19 protein-coding genes are annotated in these 24,761 nt (G+C 49.0%); 12 read left to right on the top strand and 7 right to left on the bottom strand.

Annotated elements, in window-relative coordinates; all coding sequences use genetic code 11:
- Positions 1 to 12 precede the first annotated feature (12 nt).
- The 5 genes from pspB to tyrR all read left to right on the top strand — a co-directional run bounded on the left by pspB (position 13) and on the right by tyrR (position 5,216).
- The gene (gene pspB, locus ACVA53_RS04685) at positions 13 to 243 is read left to right on the top strand and encodes an envelope stress response membrane protein PspB (protein WP_255041367.1); all 231 of its coding nucleotides are present in this window, start codon (positions 13 to 15) and stop codon (positions 241 to 243) included.
- The gene (pspC, locus tag ACVA53_RS04680; RefSeq protein ID WP_446504599.1) at positions 240 to 626 is read left to right on the top strand and encodes an envelope stress response membrane protein PspC; all 387 of its coding nucleotides are present in this window, start codon (positions 240 to 242) and stop codon (positions 624 to 626) included. Before pspB ends, pspC begins: the two co-directional genes overlap by 4 nt.
- A gap of 220 nt (positions 627 to 846) precedes the next feature.
- Positions 847 to 2,244, top strand: a complete 1,398-nt coding sequence (locus ACVA53_RS04675; RefSeq protein ID WP_255041370.1) for a YcjX family protein — start codon at positions 847 to 849, stop codon at positions 2,242 to 2,244.
- Complete coding sequence (locus ACVA53_RS04670) at positions 2,241 to 3,275, top strand: YcjF family protein (RefSeq protein ID WP_255041372.1); 1,035 nt, start codon at positions 2,241 to 2,243, stop codon at positions 3,273 to 3,275. The genes ACVA53_RS04675 and ACVA53_RS04670 overlap by 4 nt, the downstream gene beginning before the upstream one ends.
- A 405-nt stretch (positions 3,276 to 3,680) precedes the next feature.
- The gene (gene tyrR / locus ACVA53_RS04665; RefSeq protein ID WP_255041373.1) at positions 3,681 to 5,216 is read left to right on the top strand and encodes a transcriptional regulator TyrR; all 1,536 of its coding nucleotides are present in this window, start codon (positions 3,681 to 3,683) and stop codon (positions 5,214 to 5,216) included.
- Positions 5,217 to 5,318: 102 nt separating this feature from the next.
- On the opposite strand, the gene ACVA53_RS04660 is transcribed toward tyrR, so the two are convergent.
- Positions 5,319 to 5,798 (bottom strand): methylated-DNA--[protein]-cysteine S-methyltransferase, encoded by a 480-nt coding sequence (locus ACVA53_RS04660; RefSeq protein WP_255041374.1) that lies wholly within the window; start codon positions 5,796 to 5,798, stop codon positions 5,319 to 5,321.
- A 168-nt stretch (positions 5,799 to 5,966) separates the two neighbouring features.
- On the opposite strand from ACVA53_RS04660, the gene rimJ reads away from it, so the two are divergent.
- On the top strand, positions 5,967 to 6,548 hold the full coding sequence (rimJ, locus tag ACVA53_RS04655) for a ribosomal protein S5-alanine N-acetyltransferase (RefSeq protein ID WP_446504598.1): 582 nt from the start codon (positions 5,967 to 5,969) through the stop codon (positions 6,546 to 6,548).
- Between the two features lie 121 nt (positions 6,549 to 6,669).
- Here rimJ and cydC read toward each other — a convergent pair whose 3' ends face one another.
- From cydC to ald, 4 genes are all read right to left on the bottom strand, one after another.
- Positions 6,670 to 8,391: a heme ABC transporter ATP-binding protein/permease CydC gene (gene cydC / locus ACVA53_RS04650; RefSeq protein WP_446504597.1), complete on the bottom strand. Its 1,722-nt coding sequence runs from the start codon at positions 8,389 to 8,391 to the stop codon at positions 6,670 to 6,672.
- The gene (cydD, locus tag ACVA53_RS04645) at positions 8,384 to 10,156 is read right to left on the bottom strand and encodes a heme ABC transporter permease/ATP-binding protein CydD (RefSeq protein WP_446504596.1); all 1,773 of its coding nucleotides are present in this window, start codon (positions 10,154 to 10,156) and stop codon (positions 8,384 to 8,386) included. Before cydD ends, cydC begins: the two co-directional genes overlap by 8 nt.
- 79 nt (positions 10,157 to 10,235) lie before the next feature.
- Positions 10,236 to 11,198: a thioredoxin-disulfide reductase gene (trxB, locus tag ACVA53_RS04640; RefSeq protein WP_255041378.1), complete on the bottom strand. Its 963-nt coding sequence runs from the start codon at positions 11,196 to 11,198 to the stop codon at positions 10,236 to 10,238.
- Positions 11,199 to 11,396: 198 nt separating this feature from the next.
- Positions 11,397 to 12,518, bottom strand: coding sequence for an alanine dehydrogenase (gene ald / locus ACVA53_RS04635; protein ID WP_255041379.1), 1,122 nt, complete (start codon positions 12,516 to 12,518; stop codon positions 11,397 to 11,399).
- A 156-nt stretch (positions 12,519 to 12,674) separates the two neighbouring features.
- On the opposite strand from ald, the gene lrp reads away from it, so the two are divergent.
- The 6 genes from lrp to ACVA53_RS04605 all read left to right on the top strand — a co-directional run bounded on the left by lrp (position 12,675) and on the right by ACVA53_RS04605 (position 22,131).
- Complete coding sequence (lrp, locus tag ACVA53_RS04630; RefSeq protein WP_255041380.1) at positions 12,675 to 13,169, top strand: leucine-responsive transcriptional regulator Lrp; 495 nt, start codon at positions 12,675 to 12,677, stop codon at positions 13,167 to 13,169.
- A gap of 413 nt (positions 13,170 to 13,582) precedes the next feature.
- Positions 13,583 to 16,939 (top strand): DNA translocase FtsK 4TM domain-containing protein, encoded by a 3,357-nt coding sequence (locus ACVA53_RS04625; RefSeq protein WP_446504595.1) that lies wholly within the window; start codon positions 13,583 to 13,585, stop codon positions 16,937 to 16,939.
- Positions 16,940 to 17,022: 83 nt separating this feature from the next.
- Positions 17,023 to 17,637 carry an outer membrane lipoprotein chaperone LolA gene (gene lolA / locus ACVA53_RS04620; protein ID WP_446504613.1) on the top strand — a complete coding sequence of 205 codons (615 nt, stop codon included), beginning with the start codon at positions 17,023 to 17,025 and terminating at the stop codon, positions 17,635 to 17,637.
- Positions 17,638 to 17,746: 109 nt separating this feature from the next.
- Entirely contained in the window at positions 17,747 to 19,087 is a 1,341-nt protein-coding gene (locus tag ACVA53_RS04615) for a replication-associated recombination protein A (protein WP_255041384.1), read from the top strand.
- A gap of 127 nt (positions 19,088 to 19,214) precedes the next feature.
- Positions 19,215 to 20,522, top strand: coding sequence for a serine--tRNA ligase (gene serS, locus ACVA53_RS04610; protein ID WP_255041386.1), 1,308 nt, complete (start codon positions 19,215 to 19,217; stop codon positions 20,520 to 20,522).
- 235 nt (positions 20,523 to 20,757) lie between these two features.
- Positions 20,758 to 22,131 carry a YjiH family protein gene (locus ACVA53_RS04605; RefSeq protein ID WP_446504594.1) on the top strand — a complete coding sequence of 458 codons (1,374 nt, stop codon included), beginning with the start codon at positions 20,758 to 20,760 and terminating at the stop codon, positions 22,129 to 22,131.
- 50 nt (positions 22,132 to 22,181) lie between these two features.
- Here the strand turns inward: ACVA53_RS04605 and ACVA53_RS04600 are convergent, their stop codons facing one another.
- Together ACVA53_RS04600 and ACVA53_RS04595 are read right to left on the bottom strand one after the other, a co-directional pair.
- Entirely contained in the window at positions 22,182 to 23,033 is an 852-nt protein-coding gene (locus ACVA53_RS04600) for a hypothetical protein (RefSeq protein WP_446504593.1), read from the bottom strand.
- Positions 23,034 to 23,272: 239 nt separating this feature from the next.
- Complete coding sequence (locus tag ACVA53_RS04595) at positions 23,273 to 24,583, bottom strand: dicarboxylate/amino acid:cation symporter (protein WP_255041389.1); 1,311 nt, start codon at positions 24,581 to 24,583, stop codon at positions 23,273 to 23,275.
- Positions 24,584 to 24,761 lie beyond the last annotated feature (178 nt).

Genomic DNA, 24,761 nt, shown 5'->3' with positions numbered 1-24,761 from the left:
AGGAGAAAAGTAATGTCTATGGGGTTTATTGTAGGGCCGTTAGTCGTATTCATGATCTTTGTTGCCCCACTGTGGTTGATCCTCCACTATCGTAGCAAGAAGCACGCAAGTGAAGGGTTGTCTGGTGATGATCAGCAGAAACTACAGGAGCTGGTGGCTCGCGCAGAGCAGATGCAAGATCGTATTGTGACTTTGGAGCGTATCTTGGATTCGGAAGTTCCGCAGTGGAGGCGCAAGTCATGAATAAGACCCTTTTTCGCGACCCGAAAAACGGCAAGCTAGGTGGCGTTTGTGCCGGAGTTGCCGAATACTTTGGTATGGAAATCTGGTTAGTGAGGATCCTCACTGTGTCAGCTTTTTTACTCGGGGTGGGATTCATTGTCACCCTGGCCTATGTTGCCGCTTGGCTGATCCTCGACAAAATGCCCGAGGAGCGCATTCAGCAACAGACGGTTTTTCGCGAGCATCAGGTTAAGCAAAAAACATGGCAAGCAGGAAAACCAGCAGGCCAAATCTTACAGAATGTCGAGAATGAGCTCGATAATATGGAACATGAGTTGCGCGATATGGAGGCCTATGTGACCTCTTCTGCGTTCAAAGTCGACCGAGAGTTTCGCAACCTATAACTAATGAGTAACCAGAAAAGCAGGCAATGGCCTGCTTTTCTTGTCTCCAGCAAACCATTTCCAACCAAGGCGGAGGGCACGAGGTTGACTTGGTTCGATGGTGTTAACTTGGTGTCTATGTGGTTAACAAGCCAATTCATCAGAGGTTAATAAGCCGGGGTTTATAGTCAGGGTTATCGTTTCCCACTCTGTGCTGTGTTTGACATTTTCAGGAAAGTTTATGAATCGATTTAGCAATGAGTTGAACAAATTGGTGAACCGGAGTCTAGACCGCCATGTCCGTTTGGCGGTGACGGGCCTGTCCCGGGCGGGCAAGACCGCTTTCATTACTTCACTGGTTAATCAGCTTATGCATGTGAGTACTAACCCGCGATTGCCGCTGTTCACCGCCGTTAGGGATGATCAACTTCTGGGCGCCAAGCGGGTGCCACAAATTGATATGCATGTGCCTAAATTTGCTTACGAAGAAGGGATGGGCGCACTGCTCTCGGCACCGCCAAGTTGGCCCGAGCCGACGCGCGATGTTAGCCAGACCCGTTTGGCACTGCGTTACAAGCCCCAGCGTGGGCCGATGAAGCTGTTGCAAGAGACGGCAACATTGTATTTGGATATTGTCGATTATCCAGGTGAATGGTTATTGGACTTACCGTTGTTAGAGCTGGATTTTATGGCGTGGTCACGTCAGCAGGCCCAGATCCTGAAAGGTAAGCGTGCCGAGTTGGCATCGGATTGGTTGGCGATGGCCGAATCTTTCGACCCATTGGCGCCGGCAGACGAGACGTTGATCGAACAGGTCTCGGCGCGTTTTACCGAATATTTGTATAAGTGCAAAGCAGAAGGTGGATTACATTGGGTGCAACCGGGCCGATTTGTTCTACCGGGTGAGCTGGCGGGTGCACCGGTATTGCAGTTCTTCCCGATGGTCTGGCTCGAAAAAATCACCGAGCAGCAATGGGCTGATGCCAATGAAGAGACCAATCTCGGTATGCTTAAAAGCCGCTACCGTTATTATCAGCAGCATGTTGTGAAGGCGTTCTATAAGGAGCACTTCTCCAAATTCGACCGCCAGATCATCTTGGTTGACTGTTTGCAGCCGCTCAATGCTGGGCCGGAGTCATTCAATGATATGCGCCAGGCGCTAGACCAGCTGATGCAGAGCTTTCGTTACGGTCGTAGCTCAATGCTAAAACGTTTGTTCTCACCCAGAATCGATAAGGTACTGTTTGCGGCAACTAAAGCCGATCATGTCACGCCTGAGCAACATCCTAACTTGGTGAGTTTGCTACAGCAGCTTGTCAATGAAGCATGGCAAACCGCATCATTTGAGGGGATCAAGATGGATTGTGTCAGCCTGTCTTCGATTCAGGCCACCGAGCCGGGCTTCGTCGATTATCACGGTCGACAGGTGCCAGCCCTGCGAGGGCACCAAATTGACGGTGATGCCAAGACCTTATTTCCTGGTGAAGTGCCACGCCGTTTGCCAAACGACACTTTCTGGCAGCAATCGGGCTTTGATTTTATTAATTTCCGTCCGCTTGAAATGCAAAGCGACGAACCATTGCCACATATCCGGATGGATAAAGCAATGGAATACCTGCTGGGAGATAAATTGCGATGAGTGAGTCGTTAAAAAGCAAGATCGTTTTTGATGAGCCATCAAAGCCAAAAGCGGATACCGTCGAGGTTGAGTTGACGTCACAGTTGCAGTTTGCCGAGCAGGACAAGAGTTTCTTACCCGAGGCAATGGATACCGAACAACCGGATGTTGAAGCAGAGCTCGACCGAGCCCTGCGCAGTAAGCCCAAGCGCCGTTCTGGTTGGCTAAAAGGCTTAATGGTTGGCGGTGCAGCCATGGTGGGGTGGCAAACGGTGGATTATGTCGTGACGGCCTATCAGGGCGGTGATTGGCTTGCCTTGGGCTGGAGTGTCATTGTTGCCGGTATTGCCAGTGCGGGGATCACGGCACTGGGACGTGAGCTAATGAGCTTGCGTCGCCTTAAGCGTCGTCAGAGTGAGCGAGAGCAGGCGCAAGCCTTGCTTGAGGCCGATGGTATCGGTCAAGCCAAAGCGTTTTGTACCCGGCTAGCCAAACAGGGCAAGGTGATGGAAGAGCATGCTGGCTATGACAAATGGTTGCAGTCATTGGCGGCCACCCATAATGACCGTGAGGTGATGCAGCTTTATGATCGTATGGTACTGGGGCAACAAGATAAGCTGGCACGTAAACTGGTGGCGAAATATGCCAGTGAAGCCGCCGTTATGGTGGCGGTTAGTCCGTTGGCCTTGGCGGATATGCTGCTGGTGGCATGGAGAAATTTCCGATTGATTGACCAAGTCTCTAAGGTCTATGGCGTCGAGTTGGGGTATTGGTCGCGGATCAAGTTGGTAAAGTTAGTGCTTGCCAATATGGCGGTAGCTGGTGCCAGTGAAGTCATTGCTGATAGCGGTATGGATATGCTCTCGATGGACTTGGCGGGCAGAATGTCGACCCGCGTTGCCCAAGGTGTCGGTGTTGGTCTGCTGACGGGCAGGTTAGGACTCAAGGCAATTAACCTGATGCGTCCGCTGCCATGGCAACCCGAGCAGCAGCCTAAGCTGAGTGAAATTCGTAAAGATCTGCTTAGCCAGTTGACCCATAAAGAACGCTAATACCAATCTGGATAAGTAGTTGATCAAGTATTTGCACTGGAAAAGTCGTTGTTATCAAGGCAGATATTGCAGTCACTAGTGGCTCTAATTACAAAACCTCTAACGCAGAGAACAGCGATTTTAACCTGCAAGACTGATCAAATCTTTATGTAGGTTGGTATAAAGACCAAGCTTATCGTAAGGGAAATTTTTCATTACTAAATGAAGGCCCATAGCGGCCTTCTTTCCACTCTTTCCACCCCTTCATCCCTCTTCGATTTTTTTATTCATTAGGCCGATATTGATTCGGTAATGGATTGATAGTGCGCAACCTCTCAGCTACGAACGCCAATGACTTGACTCCATTACAGGGAAGGCGCAAACTTCTTGTGTCAACAATTCCTGACACCTTGGAAGATAATTAATATGAGGCTACAAGTCTTTTGTGAAGACCGACTTGGCATGACCCGAGAGCTGCTGGATATCCTTGCGAGCCGGCAGATTGACTTACGGGGCATTGAAATTGACCGGGTTGGGATCATTTATTTAAATTGCCCCGAAGTTGAATTTGAGCAGTTTAGCCAGTTGATGTCACAGATCCGCCAGTTGGATGGGGTGACTGATGTTAGAAAGATCCAGTTCATGCCAAGCGAACGTGAACACAAAGAGCTTAAAGCGTTACTGGAAGCCTTACCCGATCCGTTTTTTTCTATTAGCTTGCAGGGCAAAATCGATCTTGCCAATGACGCAGCAGAAGTCTTGCTTGGCAAACCCCGTGAGGAGATTGTCGGCGAACATATCCAAACTTTCGTCGGCTTTAATATCCATAACTGGCTTGAAAATGATAATGCCAGCCGCCGGAGCGAGCTGGTGGTGCAGTCAGGCCTCGACTACATGATGGAAATCATGCCGGTCTATGTGACCGACGAAACGGAAGAACAGGTACTGGCCAGTGCGGTTATCCTGCTCAAATCCCTCTCGGAAGCCAAGATGCCATTGGCGATGCGCCAGCTTAGTGGTGACAATGGATTCGAGCATCTTGTCGGCCAATCATCCCGTTTCAAGCAGCTGGTATCGCAGTCGAAGAAGCTGGCTATGCTGGATGCACCATTATTGATCCAGGGTGAAACGGGGACTGGTAAAGAGATGCTGGCAAGGGCTTGTCATCAACGCTCACTGCGTCGTGATAACCCGTTCCTGCTGGTCAATTGCATGTCTATGCCAGACAACGCTGCCGAAACGGAGTTGTTCGGTATGGCGGCAACTGCGACCGAGCCGGGCAAGAAAGGTATTTTCGAACAAGCCGATGGCGGTATTGCCTTCTTGTATGAAGTCGGCGAGATGTCAGAGCACCTGCAAATCAAACTGTTGCGTTTCCTACAGGATGGGACGTTCCGTCGTGTTGGTGAAGAGCAGGAGATGAAGGTGGATGTCCGTGTTATTTGTTCGACCCAGAAGAAGCTGCCTGAACTTGTCGCGACCGGGAAATTTAGGGAAGACTTGTACTATCGCTTGAATGTATTGGCTTTGACCGTCCCGCCGCTGCGTGAAAGAACAGCGGATATTGTTCCGTTGGCCGATTTGTTCCTGAGTCAGTTTGCTCAAGAGCTGCAACAGCAGAAGCCAGCGATTTCTGCCGAAGTTGCCCAATATCTTAGCCAATATGCATGGCCGGGTAATATTCGCCAGCTGCGCAATGTACTGTTCCGGGCCATGACCCAACTCGAAGGGACGGAAATCAAAGTCGATGATATCCAGTTGCCAGAAAACGAGTCAGCGACAGTGCTTAGCGAGGAGATCCTTGATGGCTCGCTTGACGAAATTATGAAGCGCTATGAGTCGGGTATCTTGAATAGCTTGTACCGCAGCTATCCGTCGACACGCAAACTGGCGAAAAGGCTGGGGGTTTCACATACCGCAGTCGCTAACAAGTTACGTGAATACGGGATCGGTAAGCATTAAGCTGATCTATCCAGTTATAATCGTTTATTCAAACGCCCGATGAACATCATCGGGCGTTTTTTCTCCAGCCCTTGGCAAGAGCGGTTATAGGCGATAGCCTGCTTACTTCAACAACGTCAGCTTACCTTGTTCGAGCTCTCTGAGCTGGCAGATCAGTCCTTGCCCGTAGCGACAGCTTTGCTGGGCCTCGATTTCGGAGGCGACGCGGTGGCAAGGGATGATAATAGGGATTGGGTTGACGTTCTTGGCCATACCGATAGCGAGAAGAGCGGTGGAATGTTCAATCTGTGTGGCGATTTGTTGGTATGAGCGATGGCTGTTATAGGGGATCTCACAAATGGCTTGCCATACTTGTTGCTGGAACTCTGAGCCGGGAGGAGCTAGGGGGAGGGTAAACTGCTTTCTTTTTCCATCGAGATACTCAGCGAGCTGGGTGATGTAAGGCGCCATGAAGTCCGGGTCGTGATCCCAGTGGCTGTCTGGGGCAAATCCGCCACTGGCAATGGTCAGTTGCCGTAGTCCTTGCTCGTCTGCCAATAAATATATTTTGCCCAATTCCGTATCAAGGTGGTCGTAATACATAATCTTCACTGTGTTGGTTAGCGTCAAACGCGGCGCGGCTATCACAATGATAGTTCAAACATACGGCCAATTCTTTGTCATGAAATAAGTTTATAGCGAAGGTGTATTCATCATCCACGGGCTGTGCTAACGTTTCAACATAGTGTAAGGCATAAGGATAAGGTGCTGTTGTTTCATTCGATTATCAGCCGAGCAACATCAATCGATATAGGTGATGCGACGGTTAGGCTTGTTACTCCTAAAGATGTTGCGGCCATTACTGCCTATTATCAGCGAAACCGGGTTTTCCTACAGCCCTGGGAGCCGTTGCGTGAAGAAGCTTTTTTTACCGAAACAGGTTGGCAGCGACGGCTGGAACAGCTTATGCAATTGCATAAGCACAAAATGGCTTACTACTTTGTTATCCAGCAAAAAGGCAGCGATGAGATTTGTGGTGTGGTGAATTACAGCAATCTTGTCCGTCACCCTTTCCATGCTTGCCATGTCGGATATTCATTGGAGCAGGACTGCCAAGGGCAAGGGTTGATGAGTAGGGCACTGGCTGCCGCCAATTGCTGGATGTTCGAAGATCAAGGCTTCCACCGTATTATGGCCGCGTATATGCCCCGTAATGCGAAGAGTGAGGCAGTCTTGAAAAAATGCGGTTTTGAATTTGAAGGCAAAGCGAAAGACTACCTGCTGATTAACGGTAAGTGGGAAGATCATATCTTGACGGCCTGTATCAATAAAAATTGGACGATGCCGCTGTAGTACCAATATTTTCAAATAAAAAAACGGGAGCCATGTGGCTCCTGTTTTCGTTATGGATTATTCCGTGTGGCATTATACCAACCGAGATAAATACTTGATCAACTACTTATCCAGATTGGTATTAGATACGTTGCCAAAGCTCGGTGTATCGACCATTTTGGTTCAGCAGTGCGTGGTGCTTGCCTTGCTCGATAATTTCACCTTCATCCATCAAACAGATATGATCCATGTGCTCCAAACCAACCAATCGGTGGGTAATGAACAGCACGGTCTTGTCTTTGGCGTGTTCCAATAGCAAAGCTATGATCTGCTGCTCAGTACGGCGGTCAAGGCCTTCGGTCGGTTCATCCATAAGTAGGATTGGTGCGTCGTGCAGCAGGGCACGGGCGATACCGATACGGCGACGTTCACCACCAGAGATCTGACGTCCGCCTTCACCAAGCCATGTATCCAGCCCTTTACCTTCCAGCAAAGCGTCTAGGCCAACGTTGGTAAGCACGTTGCAGAACTCTTCGTCAGTCCCTTGCGGCTTGGCAAGCAGCAGGTTCTCGCGCAGCGAACCGTTGAAGACATCAACACGCTGGCTAACAACAGTAATTGCTTGGCGCAGCGGCGCTTCTTGCCATTGGGGCAGCGGTACTTCATCGAGGGTGATTTGCCCCTGCTGCGGATCCCAGTTGCGGGTGATCAGCTGCAACAGGGTCGATTTACCGCAACCAGTTCGACCTAGCAGTGCGACTTTCTCGCCTTTGCCTATGGTCAATGAGATATTTCTCAATACTGGTTCGTCACTGCCGTAATAGGTGTAGCTGATATTCTGGAGATCCAGCGTACCCTCAACCTCTGCGGTATGGCCGTTAGGATCAAACGGTGTATCTGGGGTCGCTTCAATGATCTCATTAAGTCGACGGGCAGATGTCAGGGTTTGCCCCAAGTACTGGAATGCGCCAGCCACAGGCATCATTAGCTCGAAGCTGGCCATGGTGGCAAAGGCGACCATGGCTACAAACGGGTCTGGTGCTTGCCCGGCAATGCCATCAGCTGCTATCCAGGTGATCAGTACCAGTGTCCAGCCCGTTGCCGCCATCAGGATCGCATTGGCAAGGCCGGTAAGGTTGGCCATTTTCCGTTGTGCATCTAATAACGCTTGCTGCTCATTAAGGGCGGCCTGATAGTAACGCTCCTCGGCATTAAACAATAGCAACTCGGCATTGCCCTGGATCCAGTCCAGCATTTTCACCCGATAAGTGGCTTTGGCCATCGTCAGGGTTTCACCGTTGGATTTACCTAGACGGTAGAAGAGAACCGGCAAGATCAGCATCAGGCTGAGTAAAATGGCACCAAGGGTCAGGCCGATAGTGACATCAAACCAAGCAAGGAAGCCTGTGATAGCCAGTAACCCAATGACACCGATAAGTAATGGATTAACCAAGCGCAGGTAGACGTGGTCCATCGCATCGACATCGGCGACCAAGCGGTTGAGCAAGTCAGCATCGCGTAGGTTGGTCTGTCGACCCGGGATCAACGGAGTCAGCTTGCGGAAAAAGAACAAACGCAAGCCAGCCAGCAGTTTGAAGGTTGCGTTGTGGCTGACCACTCGCTCGCCCCAGCGGCCCGCCGTACGGGCAATAGAGAAGCCTCGTACACCAGCACCCGGTAGCATATAGTTGAAGGTTTCACGGGCAATGGTGAGGCCTGCAACGGCTGAGGCCGTAATAAACCAGCCCGATAGGGTCAACAGGCTCATGGCAGCCAAAAGAGTGCCTAGGCCAAGCAACATGCCAAGTGTCATGCCGAACCAGTGTTTACGGTAGAGTTTGAGGTAAGGGATTAAATCACGCATCGAGATCCCTCTTGTCAGTGTGGGCTAGCATGTCTGCAAGCAGACCTTGCTGGCGGATGTGTTCGAAAGAACCATTTTGGACCAGTTTACCGTTTTCCATCACCAGAACGCGGTCCATTGCGGCCAGTTGATCGAGACGGTGGCTCACCATCAGAGTGGTTTGACCGCTCACTGCATTTTTCAGGCTTTCCAAGACTAAGTGCTCGCTGTTGGCGTCTAGGCTTGCCGTTGGTTCATCCAATATCCAGAAGGCACCGCTTTGCAGCATGGCCCGAGCCACGGCAATACGCTGGGCTTGGCCGACAGACAGGCCACCAGAGCGATCACCGACCTGATGGTGGTAACCTTTCTCTAGGCGCTGGATGAACTCATCAGCATAGGCTTGTTGAGAGACCTGCTTGATGTGTTCTTCGGTGGCCAATGGGTTACCCAGCGTAATGTTGTCGCGGACGGTACCGTGTAACAGTAGTGGGTTTTGGCCGACCCAGCTTATGGCCTGTCGCCACTGGCTGTGATCGAGTTCTTTGAGCTCGGTTCCGTTGATTTTCAAGCTACCGCGGTAGGGTAGGAAGCCCAACAAGGCATTGAGCAGGCTGGTTTTGCCAGCGCCGCTTGGGCCGACAAGTGCAACCTGCTCGTGCGGATGGATGGTAAAGCTCAGCGGGCCTGCCAGTACTTGGCTTTGCGGGCTCAGTACTTCCAGTTGATCGGCTGTAATCGAAATGGTCTCTGGTGATTCCAGGTTCGTTTGCCCTTGGCTCATGCCATCAGCATCGCTGTTAAGAAATTCAACAATTGACTCTGCTGCACCGATAGCCTGTGCTTTGGCATGGTAGAAAGTGCCCAGATCACGCAGTGGTTGGTAGAACTCCGGCGCCAGTACCAAAATGAACAGACCGGTAAACAGGCTGATAGGCACGCCGTAGTGACCAAAGTTGAGTTCACCGATAAACGAGAAGCCAAAGTATACTGCGGTAATGGCGACTGAGAGTGCCGAGAAAAATTCCAGCACAGCCGATGACAGGAAAGCCATTCTCAATACTTCCATGGTCCGCTTACGCAGGACATGGGATGCAGCATGTAAGTTTTCGGCTTCAGCTTCAGCGCGATTGAATAAGCGCAGGGTCGATAAGCCTTGTAATCGGTCATAGAAGTGACCGGACAGGCGTTGCAGTGCTTTGAAGTTTCGGCGGTTGGCATCAGCAGCCCCCAAACCAACCAGAGCCATGAACATTGGCACTAGCGGTGCGGTGATGAGGAAAATCATGCCTGCTGCCCAGTTGAGCGGGAAGACTGCAAATAAAATCACCATAGGAACCAATACTGCGATCGACATCTGCGGAATGTAGCGGGAGAAGAAGTCTTGCATCTCTTCTACCTGCTCAAGTACCAAGCTGGCCCAGACGCCGGCAGGTTTGCCTTTGATATAGGCGGGACCCAATTGTTGCAGGCGTAGCAGGATCAACTGCCGGATATGCAGCCGGATCTGTTCGCCGCAGCGGTAGCCGTAGATCTCGCGCCCCCAGCTGCAGGCAGCCCTGAGACCGACAATGGCAAACAGCCCACCGAAGCTTGAAACGAGCTGGTATTTATCTGTGTGTTCAATAATGAGTTGGTGCAGGATATGGGCAAGCAAAGCTGCTTGGCCAACGAGTAGCAACCCCGACAAGAACCCCAGGCCGACACTGAGCATGAGCCAGCGCTTTGCCAGCTTACTCTGTGATTTCAACCATTTGGTTAAATCGCGTTGTAATTGTTTATCCATATTAAATTCTTGCGCTGCTCAGAAGAGCAGGCTTAAAGGTGAAGGCTAAAAAGGCCACCTTGGGCGGTGGCCGAGAGTATTATTTTTGTTCTTCTAACGCGTCGAGGTAACGCTCTGCATCAAGTGCAGCCATACAGCCAGTACCGGCTGATGTGATGGCTTGACGGTAAGTGTGGTCCATTACATCACCAGCGGCAAAGATACCTTCTACACTGGTTTGGGTTGCGTTCCCCTCAGTACCTGACTGTACTTTGATGTAACCGTTGTTCATTGCTAACTGGCCTTCAAAAATAGCCGTATTTGGCTGGTGGCCGATAGCAATGAAGGCACCCATCACCTCAAGGGTTTCAGTCGCTTCTGACTGGGTATCTTTGATACGGACAGCTGTTACGCCCATCTCGTCACCCAATACTTCATCCAGCACACGGTCGGTGTGTAGGATGATGTTGCCGTTCTCGACCTTGTCCATCAGTCGTTTGATCAGGATTTTCTCTGAACGGAACGTATCACGGCGGTGGATTAGGTGAACTTCCGAAGCAATGTTAGATAGGTACAGTGCTTCCTCGACAGCAGTATTACCACCACCCACAACGGCAACCTTCTGGTTACGGTAGAAGAAACCGTCACAGGTAGCACAAGCTGAAACCCCTCGACCCTTGAAGGCTTCTTCTGATTCCATGCCGAGGTATTTGGCTGATGCACCCGTTGAGATAATCAATGCGTCACAGGTGTACTCGCCACTGTCGCCTTTAAGACGGAAAGGACGCTGACTAAAATCAGTTTCACTAATATGATCAAAAATGATTTCTGTTTCGAATCGCTCTGCGTGTTCTTTCATGCGATCCATCAGCCCTGGGCCTGTTAGACCTTCGGCGTCACCTGGCCAGTTTTCAACTTCTGTGGTAGTGGTAAGCTGACCACCTTGCTGCATGCCCGTAATCATGACTGGGTTAAGATTGGCACGAGCAGCATACACTGCGGCAGTATAGCCAGCAGGACCAGAACCAAGGATGAGCAGTTTACAATGTCTTACGTTACTCATTACTTCTCCAGGCTGAATGAGGTTTTTGATCTTATGATGAGTGATTGTAGGTAAATTGAGGCGCTATGGAAAGAGGGGATTGTAGCGTGGTCTTTTCCCTGTAAAATCAGGCTGCCGAGTTTAATACCCGGCAGCAGGGATAAGTTGTTTTAGATTATTTTCGCATAATCTATAATTATTAGTTATAACCATTCAAGGTCAGTGCATGCTGATAGCGACAGTCGGATCAGTGAAATGCAAGTCAAAACTGTCGGCAACTTCTTTACAAGTAACTTTACCATATATCACATTCATGCCAGCAAGGAATCCGGGATCAGCGAGCAGGGCTTTTTTGTAACCGAGGTTCGCGAGCTTTATTACATAGGGTAGCGTTGCATTATTTAGCGCAAAAGTAGACGTTCTTGCGACGGCTCCAGGCATATTGGCTACACAATAATGCACCACACCATCGACGATATAGGTGGGGTCTGTATGGGTGGTCGGGTGAGAGGTTTCAAAGCAACCTCCTTGATCAATAGCGACGTCTACTAGTGCCGATCCGGCCTTCATTTTCTTGACGTGATCAGCGGTGATCAGCTTGGGTGCTGCAGCCCCGGGGATCAGCACCGCACCAATGATAATGTCGGCTTCAGGCACCAATCGGTCGATGGTCTCAGTGGTTGAGTAGGTGAGATTTACCGCTCCTTTGAACTCGCAATCGAGTGCTCTGAGGGTATCGAGATTACGGTCAAGCAGGGTGACATTAGCACGCATCCCCACCGCCATGCGCGCGGCATTGGAGCCGACGACCCCGCCCCCTAAAATCAACACGTTGGCTGGCTCGACGCCTGGAACGCCACTGAGCAGCAATCCACGGCCACCGTTAGAATTCTCTAGTGTTTGGGCTCCTGCTTGGATAGACATTCTGCCCGCCACCTCAGACATAGGGGCTAGCAGCGGTAATTTTCCTGAGGAATCGGTGACGGTTTCGTAAGCAATACAGACAGCTTTGCTATCAATCAGGTCTTTTGTTTGCGGAAAATCTGGTGCAAGATGGAGATACGTGAATAAAATCTGCCCTTTATTCAGCATGGCTCTTTCTTCTGCTTGAGGCTCTTTTACTTTGACAATCATCTCTGATCTGGTAAAAACTTCTTTAGCGTTAGAAATAATTGTAGCGCCAGCGTTTTCATAGTCTACGTCTGACAGCCCGATCCCGACTCCGGCCAGGGTTTCGACCAAGACTTGATGACCGAGTGATGTGAGCTCACGGACACTGCTGGTAACGAGGCCAACACGGTATTCGTGGTTTTTGATTTCTTTTGGAACTCCAATAATCATGCTGCTCCTCCCTTGGCATCCAGTATGATTGGCTATTGACAAGGATGTAAATGCAGATCTAATGGCAGTATAGTTTGACTAACACAGTATTTGATTCTAAAAAATAGAAATCTGTAGTATATTTTTTTGCAAGGAAGTAAGAAGGTGGAATAAAAAATGGTAGATACCAAGAAGAAACCATCCAAGGAATTGGATCGTATTGACCGCAACATTTTGAATGAGCTTCAAAAAGATGGTCGTATTTCAAATGTAGAGTTATCCAAGCGTGTTGGCTTGTCTCCAACACCATGTCTTGAGCGTGTACGCCGTCTAGAGCGTCAGGGCTACATCAGTGGCTATACCGCGCTTCTAAACCCGCAGTATCTTGATGCCTCTCTGTTAGTTTTTGTAGAGATCACGCTAAACCGTGGTGCGCCAGATGTGTTTGAGCTGTTTAATGCGTCGGTACAGGAACTGGAAGATATTCAGGAATGCCATTTGGTATCCGGTGATTTCGACTATTTGCTGAAAACCCGTGTGGCAGACATGTCAGCTTACCGTAAGCTGTTAGGTGAAACTCTACTGCGTCTTCCTGGGGTGAACGACACCCGCACTTATGTGGTGATGGAAGAAGTGAAGCAGACCAACAACCTTGTGATCAAAACTCGTTAAGCTTCACTGTTGAGGTCTATACCTAAGGTTTTTGGGTATATCAATCAAGCGGCGTTCAGCCGCTTGATTTGTTTCTGTGGTCTGATAAATGAAAAGTAAACAATGACCACGCAACACTTAGTTAGCCACTGCTAACGCAAGGTGCTTGTATTTTCAACACTTCCTGTGAAAACTTCGTTGTCTCTTCCTATATTCATCTTTTCAAAATGGCAAAAACTGACGCTATTTAGTATAAGATATGCGTTAGGTCATCAGGCCCTATTTTTACTGGCGCCTGACACGCTATCAGCTATTGGTATAATAATAACACCGAGCAGGGATGTCCTTGTTCTGATAGTTAAAAAGATTCAACGCATCTGTCCGCAGGCAGAATGGGTTGGGCATTAAGCAATTTGTTACATCGGAGTGTTTTTTTGAGGAAAGTAAAGGGCAAGAAGCAGCCTAAAATGCGTCTTTCCGGGGGACAGCGCTTACTGGAAAGCTTTCTTATCATCGGCATCTTGTCGGCGATTTTCATCATGGTTGCGCTGTTAAGTTTTGATCCTGCCGATCCCTCCTGGTCCCAAACAGCTTGGGAAGGGCCAGTGCAAAATAAAGCAGGGGCCTTCGGCGCTTTGGTTGCCGATACCTTGTTGTTTGTATTTGGTTCGCTTGCCTACCCACTTCCTGCAGTGATCATCCTCGCAGCTTGGATATTGTTCCGCAGGCGGCAACAGCCTCTCAAGTTGGATTACATGATATATGGTACCCGCCTGCTTGGTTTGTTGTGCATTTTTGTCGCCAGCTGCGGGCTAGCTGATCTTAATTTTGATGATATCTGGTATTTCTCCTCTGGCGGTGTGATTGGCGATGTGGTGTCAAATATGGCGCTGCCAATGTTCAATTTACTGGGCGCGACGCTGATCCTGATGTTTGCTTGGGCGGTGGGCTTTACCCTGTTTACTGGTATCTCTTGGTTGACCATTGTCGATATCATTGGGGAGACGGTACTCGGCTCTATGGCATGGCTACTTAACAAAGTACGCTCAGATAAATCAGAGACGCTGACACCTTTTGCGGCTGATATCCCGGATGAGCATCAGACTGAATTCGGCCGCCAACTGGCGATGCAACAAACGGAATCAGAGCCTGATGCGGACGATGTTTTGCTGGCTTCGAGTAGCCGTACAACGCCACCGCAGGTTGAGGAAAGAAATCGCTTTGCCCGTAAGGAGCCAAGTTTTGAACAGTCAGCTCAGCATGCTGCCGATCCGCTGTTGAATACCAGCGAACCGAAAATTGTAATGCCTGAGCGTCAACGTCAGGCTCGAGTTCATGCTAACAGCGTGGTTGCCACAGCCGCTGCGGCAACTGCTGTTGCTGCCAATGCGGAGGCTAACGCTGAAACCGTCGCTAATGTGGCGATGGCTGAGCCGATACAGCCAGTATCGGTGGCTACATCGGTTGAACCTGTTTTGTCTAGTGTGTCGGACACCCCGACAACAGAAAGTACGACACCAGAAAGTACAGCCACATCGAGTGCTGAAGAGGTTGTTGAGGTGAATTCGACCCAGCAAGCCAAGGGGATGTCAATCGCCGAGCTTGAAAGGCAGCTGGATATCGATGAGAACTTTTCTGTATATATCGATGAAGGTAAATTAACACCGCAAGAAGGTGATGTTTCGTCTAGTACGGCCTCTTCCGCGGTGATGGATACAGAGCATACGGCTACTGAACGAGCCCCCGTTGCAGCTCCTGCGTTTGAACCAGCAGTCGATACGGTTGCTGACGTTACGACGATGTCGTCAGTCGCACAAGCTGAACATGTACAACGGCAGGGCGAAGCAACGCCCTCTGCGAGCATGTCATTTAACAATGATGAGTTCATTCCTGACGTGGCAGAGGATAATTCATCACCGGTTCACGTTGAGCCTGTTACAACAGAACCTCATGTTGCTCAAACTGGTATGTATGAACCAGTTCAACAGGAGGTGACGGGTATGGTAGAAAGCAGACAAGAAGTACCGGTTGATAGCATTGAGCCAAACGATATCGAGTTAGCTCATGATATTGAAATTGGTGTTCAGGATGGGATGTCTGAGCTGGAACGGGCTGAGCGTGAAATGGCCCCTGTCGATAGCGAGGACCACATCGAAAACAGCAGCGATCAAGACTTGAATGATGAAGAAGCCTTCCTCAAGAAGATCCGCGACGCCCAGAAAGCTCAAGCCCAAGCTGCAGGTTTGGATAATCCGTTCTTGATGAAGCGGGAAGCGGATTTGCCAAAACCAACGTCGCCGATGCCAACCATCGATCTATTGGCCCCGCCGAAACAAAACGTTCAATCGACGACCGAGGAAGAGCTAAAGCAGACCGCAATGCTGGTTGAATCGAAACTCGCCGATTATAAGATCAAAGCCAAGGTCGTTGGGGTATACCCTGGCCCAGTTATTACCCGTTATGAGCTCGATCTTGCGCCGGGTGTGAAAGTGAGCCGTATTTCCGGTCTTGCCAAAGACTTGGCGCGCGCCTTATCAGCATCTGCCGTTCGTGTGGTTGAAGTGATCCCGGGTAAGCCATACATAGGTCTTGAACTGCCGAATGTGAACCGCGAAACGGTGTATATGTCTGAAGTCGTCGACAGTGATAACTTCCAGCACAAGAAAGGAGCGCTGCCGATTGTATTAGGTTACGACATCGCTGGTGAAGCCGTGGTGGCGGACCTGTGTAAGATGCCACACTTGCTGGTAGCCGGTACAACGGGGTCGGGTAAGTCGGTCGGGGTGAACGTCATGATCTTGAGCTTGCTGTATAAGTGCAAGCCGGAAGATTGTCGCTTCATTATGATTGACCCGAAAATGCTGGAATTGTCGATTTATGAGGGTATTCCGCATTTATTGACCGAAGTGGTCACAGACATGAAAGACGCCAGCAATGCCTTGCGCTGGTGTGTGGGTGAGATGGAACGCCGGTACAAGCTAATGGCGGCATGCGGTGTACGTAACCTGGCTGGTTACAATGCCAAACTGGAAGAAGCCGCTGCAGCGGGGCATCCTATTCATGACCCACTCTGGAAGCCAGGCGATAGTATGGACGAGTACCCGCCGTTATTGGACAAAATGCCAAGCATTGTTGTTATTGTCGACGAGTTTGCTGACTTGATGATGGTGGTGGGTAAGAAGGTTGAAGAGTTGATTGCCCGCCTTGCGCAGAAGGCGCGCGCGGCAGGAATCCACTTGGTGCTGGCGACACAGCGTCCATCGGTGGATGTGATCACCGGTCTTATCAAGGCTAATATCCCGAGCCGTATGGCCTTTACCGTATCGACCAAAACTGACTCCCGAACCATTCTCGATCAAGGTGGCGCTGAGTCGTTGCTGGGTATGGGTGACATGCTGTACTTGCCAGCTGGGAGTAACCATCCCGTCCGTGTCCACGGTGCGTTTGCCTCGGATGAAGATGTCCACAACGTGGTGAATGACTGGAAAGCTCGTGGTAAACCACAGTATATCGAGGGGATCTTGGAAGCTGACCAAGGAAGTGAAGGCCTGCTACCGGGAGAGACCCCGGTCGCTGGAGAGGATGATCTCGATCAGCTGTTTGATGAAGTGGCTGCATTTGTTTCAGAGTCACGTCGTGGTTCAGTTTCTGGTGTCCAACGTCGGTTTAAGATTGGCTACAACCGTGCTGCCCGCATTGTCGAACAGCTTGAGGCGCATGGCATCGTTAGTGCACCAGGCCATAACGGTAATCGTGAGGTTTTGGCACCACCGCCAGCCCCTCGTGATTAACCGTTGATAAAACACAAGACAACCCGTAATTACCATGCCTGCTACGATCAAATAGTAGGTATCAGAAAAGGTTTAACAGAATGATTAAAAAAGTGCTTTTGAGTATGTTGGTTGCCAGCCCGTTGTTGTTGGCGGGTCAAGCACTGGCGAATCCACAGCAGGAACTGAGTAGTCGTTTGGGCAAAGTGAATGCTTTTAGTGCTGACTTTACCCAAACCGTTGTAAGCCCAGAGGGAAGCTTGCTGGTGGAAGGCACTGGTGATGTATCCATCAAACGACCAAACCTGTTCCGTTGGAATACGGAAACTCCAGACGAGAATATTTTGATCTCTGATGGCAAGACACTGTGGTATTACAGCCCGTTTATCGAGCAAGTAACCGCGATGTGGCTTAATGACGCGACGGATCAAACGCCATTCGTACTGCTGACCCGCAATAGCGCTTCAGACTGGGCTAATTACAATGTGTCGCAAACGGCTGACACTTTTACCCTGACCCCGAAAAGTGGTGCGTCCTCTATGGGGCAGTTTGTTGTAACCGTGGCCCAGTCGGGTGTGGTGCGTAGTTTCTCTGTGGTTGAACAAGATGGTCAGCGCAGTAATTTCAAACTGACGAAGTTCCAGAAGCAAACACCAGCCTCGGGCCTGTTCTCCTTTACCCCGCCGAAAGGGGTTGAGCTGGATGACCAGCGTAATTAAGCTAGAGCGAATCGCCCAGGTTTATGTCCCGAGGCGATAGCAAACAGTGAACCAGATTGATTTAGGTGGTACGGCAGTACCACCTAATTTTGTTTAAGGAGCGGTGATTTTGAGTAATTTCAGCCTGGATTTTTCATCGGACTTCCGTCCGTTGGCAGCCAGAATGCGCCCACGAACCGTGCAGGAATACATTGGTCAGAAACATATTCTGGCCCAAGGCAAGCCCCTAAGGCGTGCGTTGGAGGCCGGACACCTGCATTCGATGATTTTGTGGGGACCGCCGGGTACCGGTAAAACCACGCTTGCAGAGGTGGCCGCCCATTATGCCAATGCTGAAGTTGAACGTGTATCGGCTGTAACATCGGGTGTTAAAGATATCCGTGCAGCTATCGATAAAGCCCGTGATAATAAGATGGCCGGCCGCCGTACCATTTTGTTTGTGGATGAGGTCCATCGCTTTAACAAAAGCCAGCAGGATGCCTTTTTGCCTCATATCGAAGACGGCACTGTGACCTTTATTGGCGCAACGACTGAAAATCCATCTTTTGAACTAAATAACGCATTGTTGTCACGCGCCCGGGTCTACAAGCTTAAGTCTCTGGAGAACGAAGACATCCTTGAAGTCATCGAGCAAGCCCTCGTAGACAAGGAACGTGGCGTGTCGGAGAGCAATCTGGTCTTTGTCGATGAAGTGAAAGAACGCCTTGCCGAATTGGTTGGGGGTGATGCCCGGATGTCACTAAATTACCTTGAGCAGTTGATTGATATGGCAGATGAGGATAAGCAGGGCAACAAGCTGATCACTCTTGCCTTACTGGCCGAGGTGGCGGGTGAGAAGATCGCTCGTTTCGATAACAAGGGTGATCTGTGGTACGACATGATCTCTGCCGTGCACAAGTCGATTCGTGGATCGAGTCCGGATGGCGGTCTGTACTGGTTTGCACGTATGCTGCAGGCCGGGTGCGATCCCTTGTATGTTGCCCGCCGTCTGCTGGCAATAGCCTCGGAAGATATTGGCAATGCTGATCCACGTGCAATGCAGGTAGCCGTATCGGCCTGGGATTGTTTTACCCGGGTCGGGGCCTATGAGGGCGAACGCGCAATAGCCCAGGCGATTGTATATTTGGCTTGTGCACCGAAAAGTAATGCGGTGTATACCGCATTTAAACAAGCCAAGTTAGATGCTGCTAACTATCCTGACTATGAAGTGCCGCACCATTTGCGTAACGCGCCGACCAAACTGATGAAAGAGATGGGATATGGTCAGGAGTATCGTTATGCCCATGACGAGCCGGGCGCCTATGCTGCAGGCGAGAGCTATTTTCCGCAGGAGTTGGCGGGTACTCGCTATTATCAGCCGACAAATCGGGGCTTAGAGACCAAAATTTCCGAAAAGTTAGATTATCTTGCTTCTTTAGATGCAAAAAGCACTTCAAAGCGCTATCAATAATAGGGCTTTTTGGGTATTGTTGAGGGATCCGCGTTAGGTTGCCTAACGCCTTATGAATTAAAAATTATTTGGCCATCAATTTGGCTAAATAATGTGCACTTTAGAGCCATTTGAGCACAGGATTAGCATGCTAGATTCTAAATTACTTCGAACTGAGCTGGACGCAACAGCCGAAAAATTAGCGCGCCGTGGTTATACTCTTGATGTAGAACTACTACGTTCCCTAGAAGAAAAACGTAAGTCACTTCAGGTGAAAACTGAAGAGCTTCAGGCATTGCGTAACTCCCGATCGAAGTCCATTGGCCAAGCGAAAGCGAAGGGCGATCACGAAGAAGCTGAGCGTATCCTGGCTGAAGTTGGTAACCTTGGCTCTGAGCTGGATGACGCGAAAAAAGCACTTGCAGTGCTTCAGGCTGAGCTAGATGCCATTGTACAAACGATCCCTAACCTGCCAGACGACTCTGTTCCTGCAGGTAAAGATGAAAACGAAAACGTTGAAATCTCTCGTTGGGGCCAACCACAGTCTTACGACTTTGAAGTTAAAGACCACGTTGACCTAGGCGAAATGGCTGACGGCCTTGATTTCGCAAGTGCTGTTAAATTGTCTGGTGCACGTTTCATCGTGATGAAAGGCCAGTTTGCTCGCCTACACCGTGCGATTGCTCAGTTCATGCTGAACCTTCACACTGACGAGCACGGCTACACAGAGATGTATGTTCCTTACCTAGTGAACTCTGACAGCCTATTCGGTACTGGTCAGCTGCCTAAGTTCGGTGCTGATTTGTTCCACACTCAGCCACTGACTGAGAAAGTGAACGATGAAGAGCCTCGTACTCTCTCTTTGATCCCGACAGCAGAGGTTCCTGTAACCAACATGCTGCGTGATACTATCTCTGATGAAGCGGATCTGCCTGTTAAAATGACAGCGCACACGCCTTGTTTCCGTTCAGAAGCCGGTTCTTACGGTCGTGATACTCGCGGCCTGATCCGTATGCACCAGTTTGATAAAGTTGAGCTTGTACAGGTCACTCGTCCAGAAGATTCAATGGACGCGCTAGAAGAGCTAACGGGCCACGCCGAGAAAGTACTTCAGCTGCTTGAGCTGCCATACCGTAAGGTGATCCTATGTACAGGCGATATGGGCTTCGGCGCTGTGAAGACCTACGATCTAGAAGTATGGGTTCCTGCACAAGAAACTTACCGTGAGATCTCTTCTTGTTCTAACTGTGGTGACTTCCAGGCTCGCCGTATGCAAGCGCGCTTCCGCCGTAAAGGTGAAAAGAAGCCTGAGCTAGTTCATACTCTGAACGGTTCTGGCCTAGCGGTTGGTCGTACTATGGTTGCTATCCTTGAGAACAATCAGGAAGCAGACGGTCGTATCCGTATTCCTGAAGCTCTTCGCAAGTACATGAACAACGCTACACACATCGGTTAATTTATACCGCTGTTGCAAACTACAAAACCCAGCCAATTGGCTGGGTTTTTTTATAGCTATCATCAATGGTTTTCAACAGAAATAGCTGCCATTGAAGATATTGAGTGGTTTTTTATGCGATAAATATGATTATTTTGTCAGTTTGCGCTTGTGTCGTCATTGATATTCGATATAATCGCGTTATTGATGAGTTATGCATTTTTATTGAAAGTTTAATCATTCAGGAAGCAGTAGAATGACAGATACCCTTTTAGCCCAAAGCAACTACAAAACCAGCCGGAACGTGCTGATGTTCGCCATTCCCTCGATACTGGGGTTGTTCTTTTTTTTAGCTCCGCTTACCGTCAACGGTGACTTTACTTTTCCACTAGCCCTGATGGCCAAAGGTTTCAAAGCTTTGCTGGGTGATGCTATTCTACCTACGGTAACGGCGGTTATCTGTTTGTCTGCTGTTCTTTCAGTGTTGGCCAGTGTGGCAAAGCCTACTTTTGTGACTCAATCTCCGTTGCTAACTCGCCTTTTTGTATTGAGCCCAACTTGGTTAGTTATTCGTAGCCTAGGTGCTGCTTTTACATTGATTGCCTTGTATCAAGTCGGCCCAGAAATGTTCTGGAATGGTAATACCGGCGGGCTGGTACTGCATGATTTGCTACCGTCGTTGTTCGTGACTTTTATCTTTGCCGGATTGCTGCTGCCTCTGTTGTTAAACTTCGGGCTGCTTGAGCTATTGGGTACGTTACTTAGCAAATTCATGCGTCCGGTATTTAGGCTGCCGGGGCGTGCAGCGATTGACTGTATATCATCTTGGCTGGGTGATGGCACTGTCGGCGTGATTTTGACCAGCAAGCAGTACGAACAGAAAAAATACACTGCCCGTGAAGCGGCAGTGGTTGCTACCATGTTCTCACCGGTTGGTATCTCGTTCTCGCTGGTGGTATTGACCCAGGTTGGCCTACAGAACTATTTTGTCCCTTTCTATGCGGCGATTTGTTTGTCTGGTGTGGTCGCTGCCATGGTGATTCAGTTTCTGCCACCTCTGTGTTACAAAAAAGACCTCTACATAGATGGAACCGCTCCAAATCGTGATGACGAATTAGTACCGGAAGGTCAGTCGGCAATGAGCTTCGGCATGGACATGGCCCTGCAGCGTGCTGATAAAGTAAAAAGCCTCGGTTCGGTGGCTAAAGAAGGTGTTCATAACGCACTAGATATGGTGATTGGTGTTCTTCCTGTTGTGATGGCAATCGGTACTTTAGGTCTGGTGGTCGCAGAAACCACTCCGCTATTCTCCCTACTGGGCGCCCCCTTTGTCCCGCTGCTTGAGTTACTGAATGTTGCAGAGGCGCAGGCCGCAGCACAAACGATGCTGGTGGGTTTTACTGATATGTATGTACCGTCAATCATTGCAGCATCAAGCATCGATGCTGAATTAACCAAATTTGTTGTCGCTGCACTGTCTGTTACCCAGCTTATCTTCATGTCTGAAACCGGTTCTGTGATCCTCAGCAGTAAGGTGCCAATTAACTTCCTAGAGTTGGCGGCTATATTCATTCTGCGTACGCTGGTGACATTGCCACTTATCGTCGCGATAGCCCATTTGATTTTCTAATCAATACTAAGCTCTAAACACTGCTCCTTATCCCCTTCAATTGCCCGGTCTCAAGACCGGGCAATTATTTGAACCACCTTCTTGTCTTCCCTTACCGTCAGTTCTGGCAGTTTAATCGATAATTCATTACCAATATGGGCGAGCACCAAATCAAACAGGTGAAATAGGGTATCTGAGGCTTCCAAAGAGAATTGGTAGAGTTGGTATTTAACCAACTCCTTGTCATGAGCATTCAAATCGATGCTTTCATAATGGCTAAAAAGATTTTCGATGATCAATGGCGGCACTGAAGGTTCATTAGGTAAATGTAACTGTGCCATTCTGCGCTTGAGAATTTGTATATGAAGTCCTAGCTCCCTAGCCATTACGTCGCTGCCCAACTTGTAGTTTTCAATGGCATAACGGAAACGGCTCAAGCTGTCGATGGCATTGAGCATGATGGGCCAAGTGCCTTGGTAGTGTTTGAATAGCTCTTCTTTTTCTGAAGTGATCAAACATTGGGTTAGGGTATCGTCAATGAGGTACAGCACATGACGAATCGCTTTTCCGTGCGTGGATTGATTACGCTGAACGGAATACTTGGGCCATTCATCCAAAATCGTATCGAGCTGTTTATTGAGAATGCGATACATCGGTTTATTGGAGGTTTCCGCTTGGTTGATCAGGCTGTGGGTTAAGGTCTTAATAGCTATGGACTCACTCAGGTTTTGAGTGATTTGTGGTGTTTTTTTCAATGCCTGATGAGATTGGCGTCGATGGAAGCGCAGCAGGTGAATTAACTGACGTAGACCAATGATTTGGTTGAAGCGTCTTTGCAACATATCTCGTTGTTGTTGGGAGCGGATAGTGATAACGCCTAGCACTATGCCAATAAGACAGAGGGTAAGAATAAAATAAAGCATACAGTCTCCCTTCCAATCGCATAAGTTTGATTATGATGAGTAATGCTGCAAACATTATTCCATTGTGGAGCAAATGAAATAAATAATTAATCTATATTATTCATTTATTTATATCTTGATGATAATTCGGTCGTTCTGGCGAGTGCGAAAATGGTGCAGGGCTGATACGTTATGGTGCAAAAAAGCTCCCGATGGGAGCTTTTGATATAGAGGAAAGCTATCTTATTGTCATCGCGTGACTACGAGTTAGAGATAGGGTGCAAGTGGACCTCTTCTTCTTTTTCGCCCGCGTGCGGGTCGTTGAAGCACTCTTCATCTAGTTCGCCTTCCGTTTTAGCTACAATACAGGTTACACAGCTGTCGCCGGTAATATTGACTGCAGTACGGATCATATCAAGCAGGCGGTCAACACCCATGATAATTGCGATACCTTCAACCGGTAAGCCAACTTGATTTAGAACCATTGCAAGCATGATTAGGCCAACGCCTGGTACACCTGCTGTACCTACAGAAGCCAGAGTTGCTGTTGCGATGACCATCAAGTAATCACCCATGGTAAGGTCAATATTGAAAGCCTGTGCAATAAAGGCAGTCGCCACACCTTGCATGATCGCAGTACCATCCATATTGATGGTTGCGCCAAGTGGTACGGTGAATGATGCAATACGGTTTTTAACACCAAGACGTTTGGTTGCCGTTTCCATCGTTACAGGAATGGTCGCATTTGAAGAAGCGGTTGAGAAAGCGAACATGATTGCATCTTCCATTTTCTTCAGGAAGATCTTAGGGCTCAAACCTGTAAACACTTTGAATAGTGTGCCGTATACCACAAAGCCATGCAGCAATAGAGTACAAGATAGAACCAAGAAATAACCAAATAGGTTAAAGATTGCATCAAGGCCAAGACCGGTGAACAATCGCGCCATTAAGAAGAACACACCGAATGGGGCAATGTTCATCAGCAAAGCAACCAGCTTCATGATGACGTCGTTTAAATCAGCAAACACACTTGCAATACGTTCACCCGGTTTACCCGCGGCACTGATCGCAATACCAAACAAGATTGCAAAGACGATAATTTGCAATGTGTTCCCTTGCGCCATTGAGTTGATTGGGTTGGTTGGGAACATGTTGATGATAACTTGACCCAGAGATGGCGCTTCTTTAGATGCAAAGTTAGAAGCTGCTGCTAGGTCAGCCCCCGCACCTGGCTGGAAGACATTACCCATGACCAGTGCAAGTGTGATGGCTATTGCTGTGGTTGTAATATAGAAAGCAAGTGTCTTACCACCTAAACGACCCAGCGTACTGATATCTTTTAGCGTACTTGTACCACATACCAGCGAAACAAAGACAAGCGGTACAACTAGCATTTGTAAGCTAGCAATAAAAATTGAGCCACCGACATTAAACAGGCCATTCACTATGTATTCGTATACAAATGAAGTTTCAGCAAAAAGTGATCGAATAGCGAAACCTGTCAGGATGCCCATTACCATGCCGAGTACGATGCGGCCGGTCAGGGACATTTTTTTCTTTTGTGCTTGCATGAATAAAACACTCCTTATATTTATTCACTCTGTAAATCTTTCATCAGAGCGCGGAGCAGGTTAACAGCACTTCACGTGTTAAAGCGAAGTAAAATGCTGTGCAATAATCAAAGATCTGTTTTAGATCACACTTTTTCGGGCAGAATGATATTCTGAAAACATGTTTATTAACTGAATT

The organism is Photobacterium sp. DNB23_23_1, from assembly GCF_052873815.1.
The sequence above is the reverse complement of the archived record's forward strand: the minus strand, read 5'-3'. Positions and strand labels throughout refer to the sequence as shown.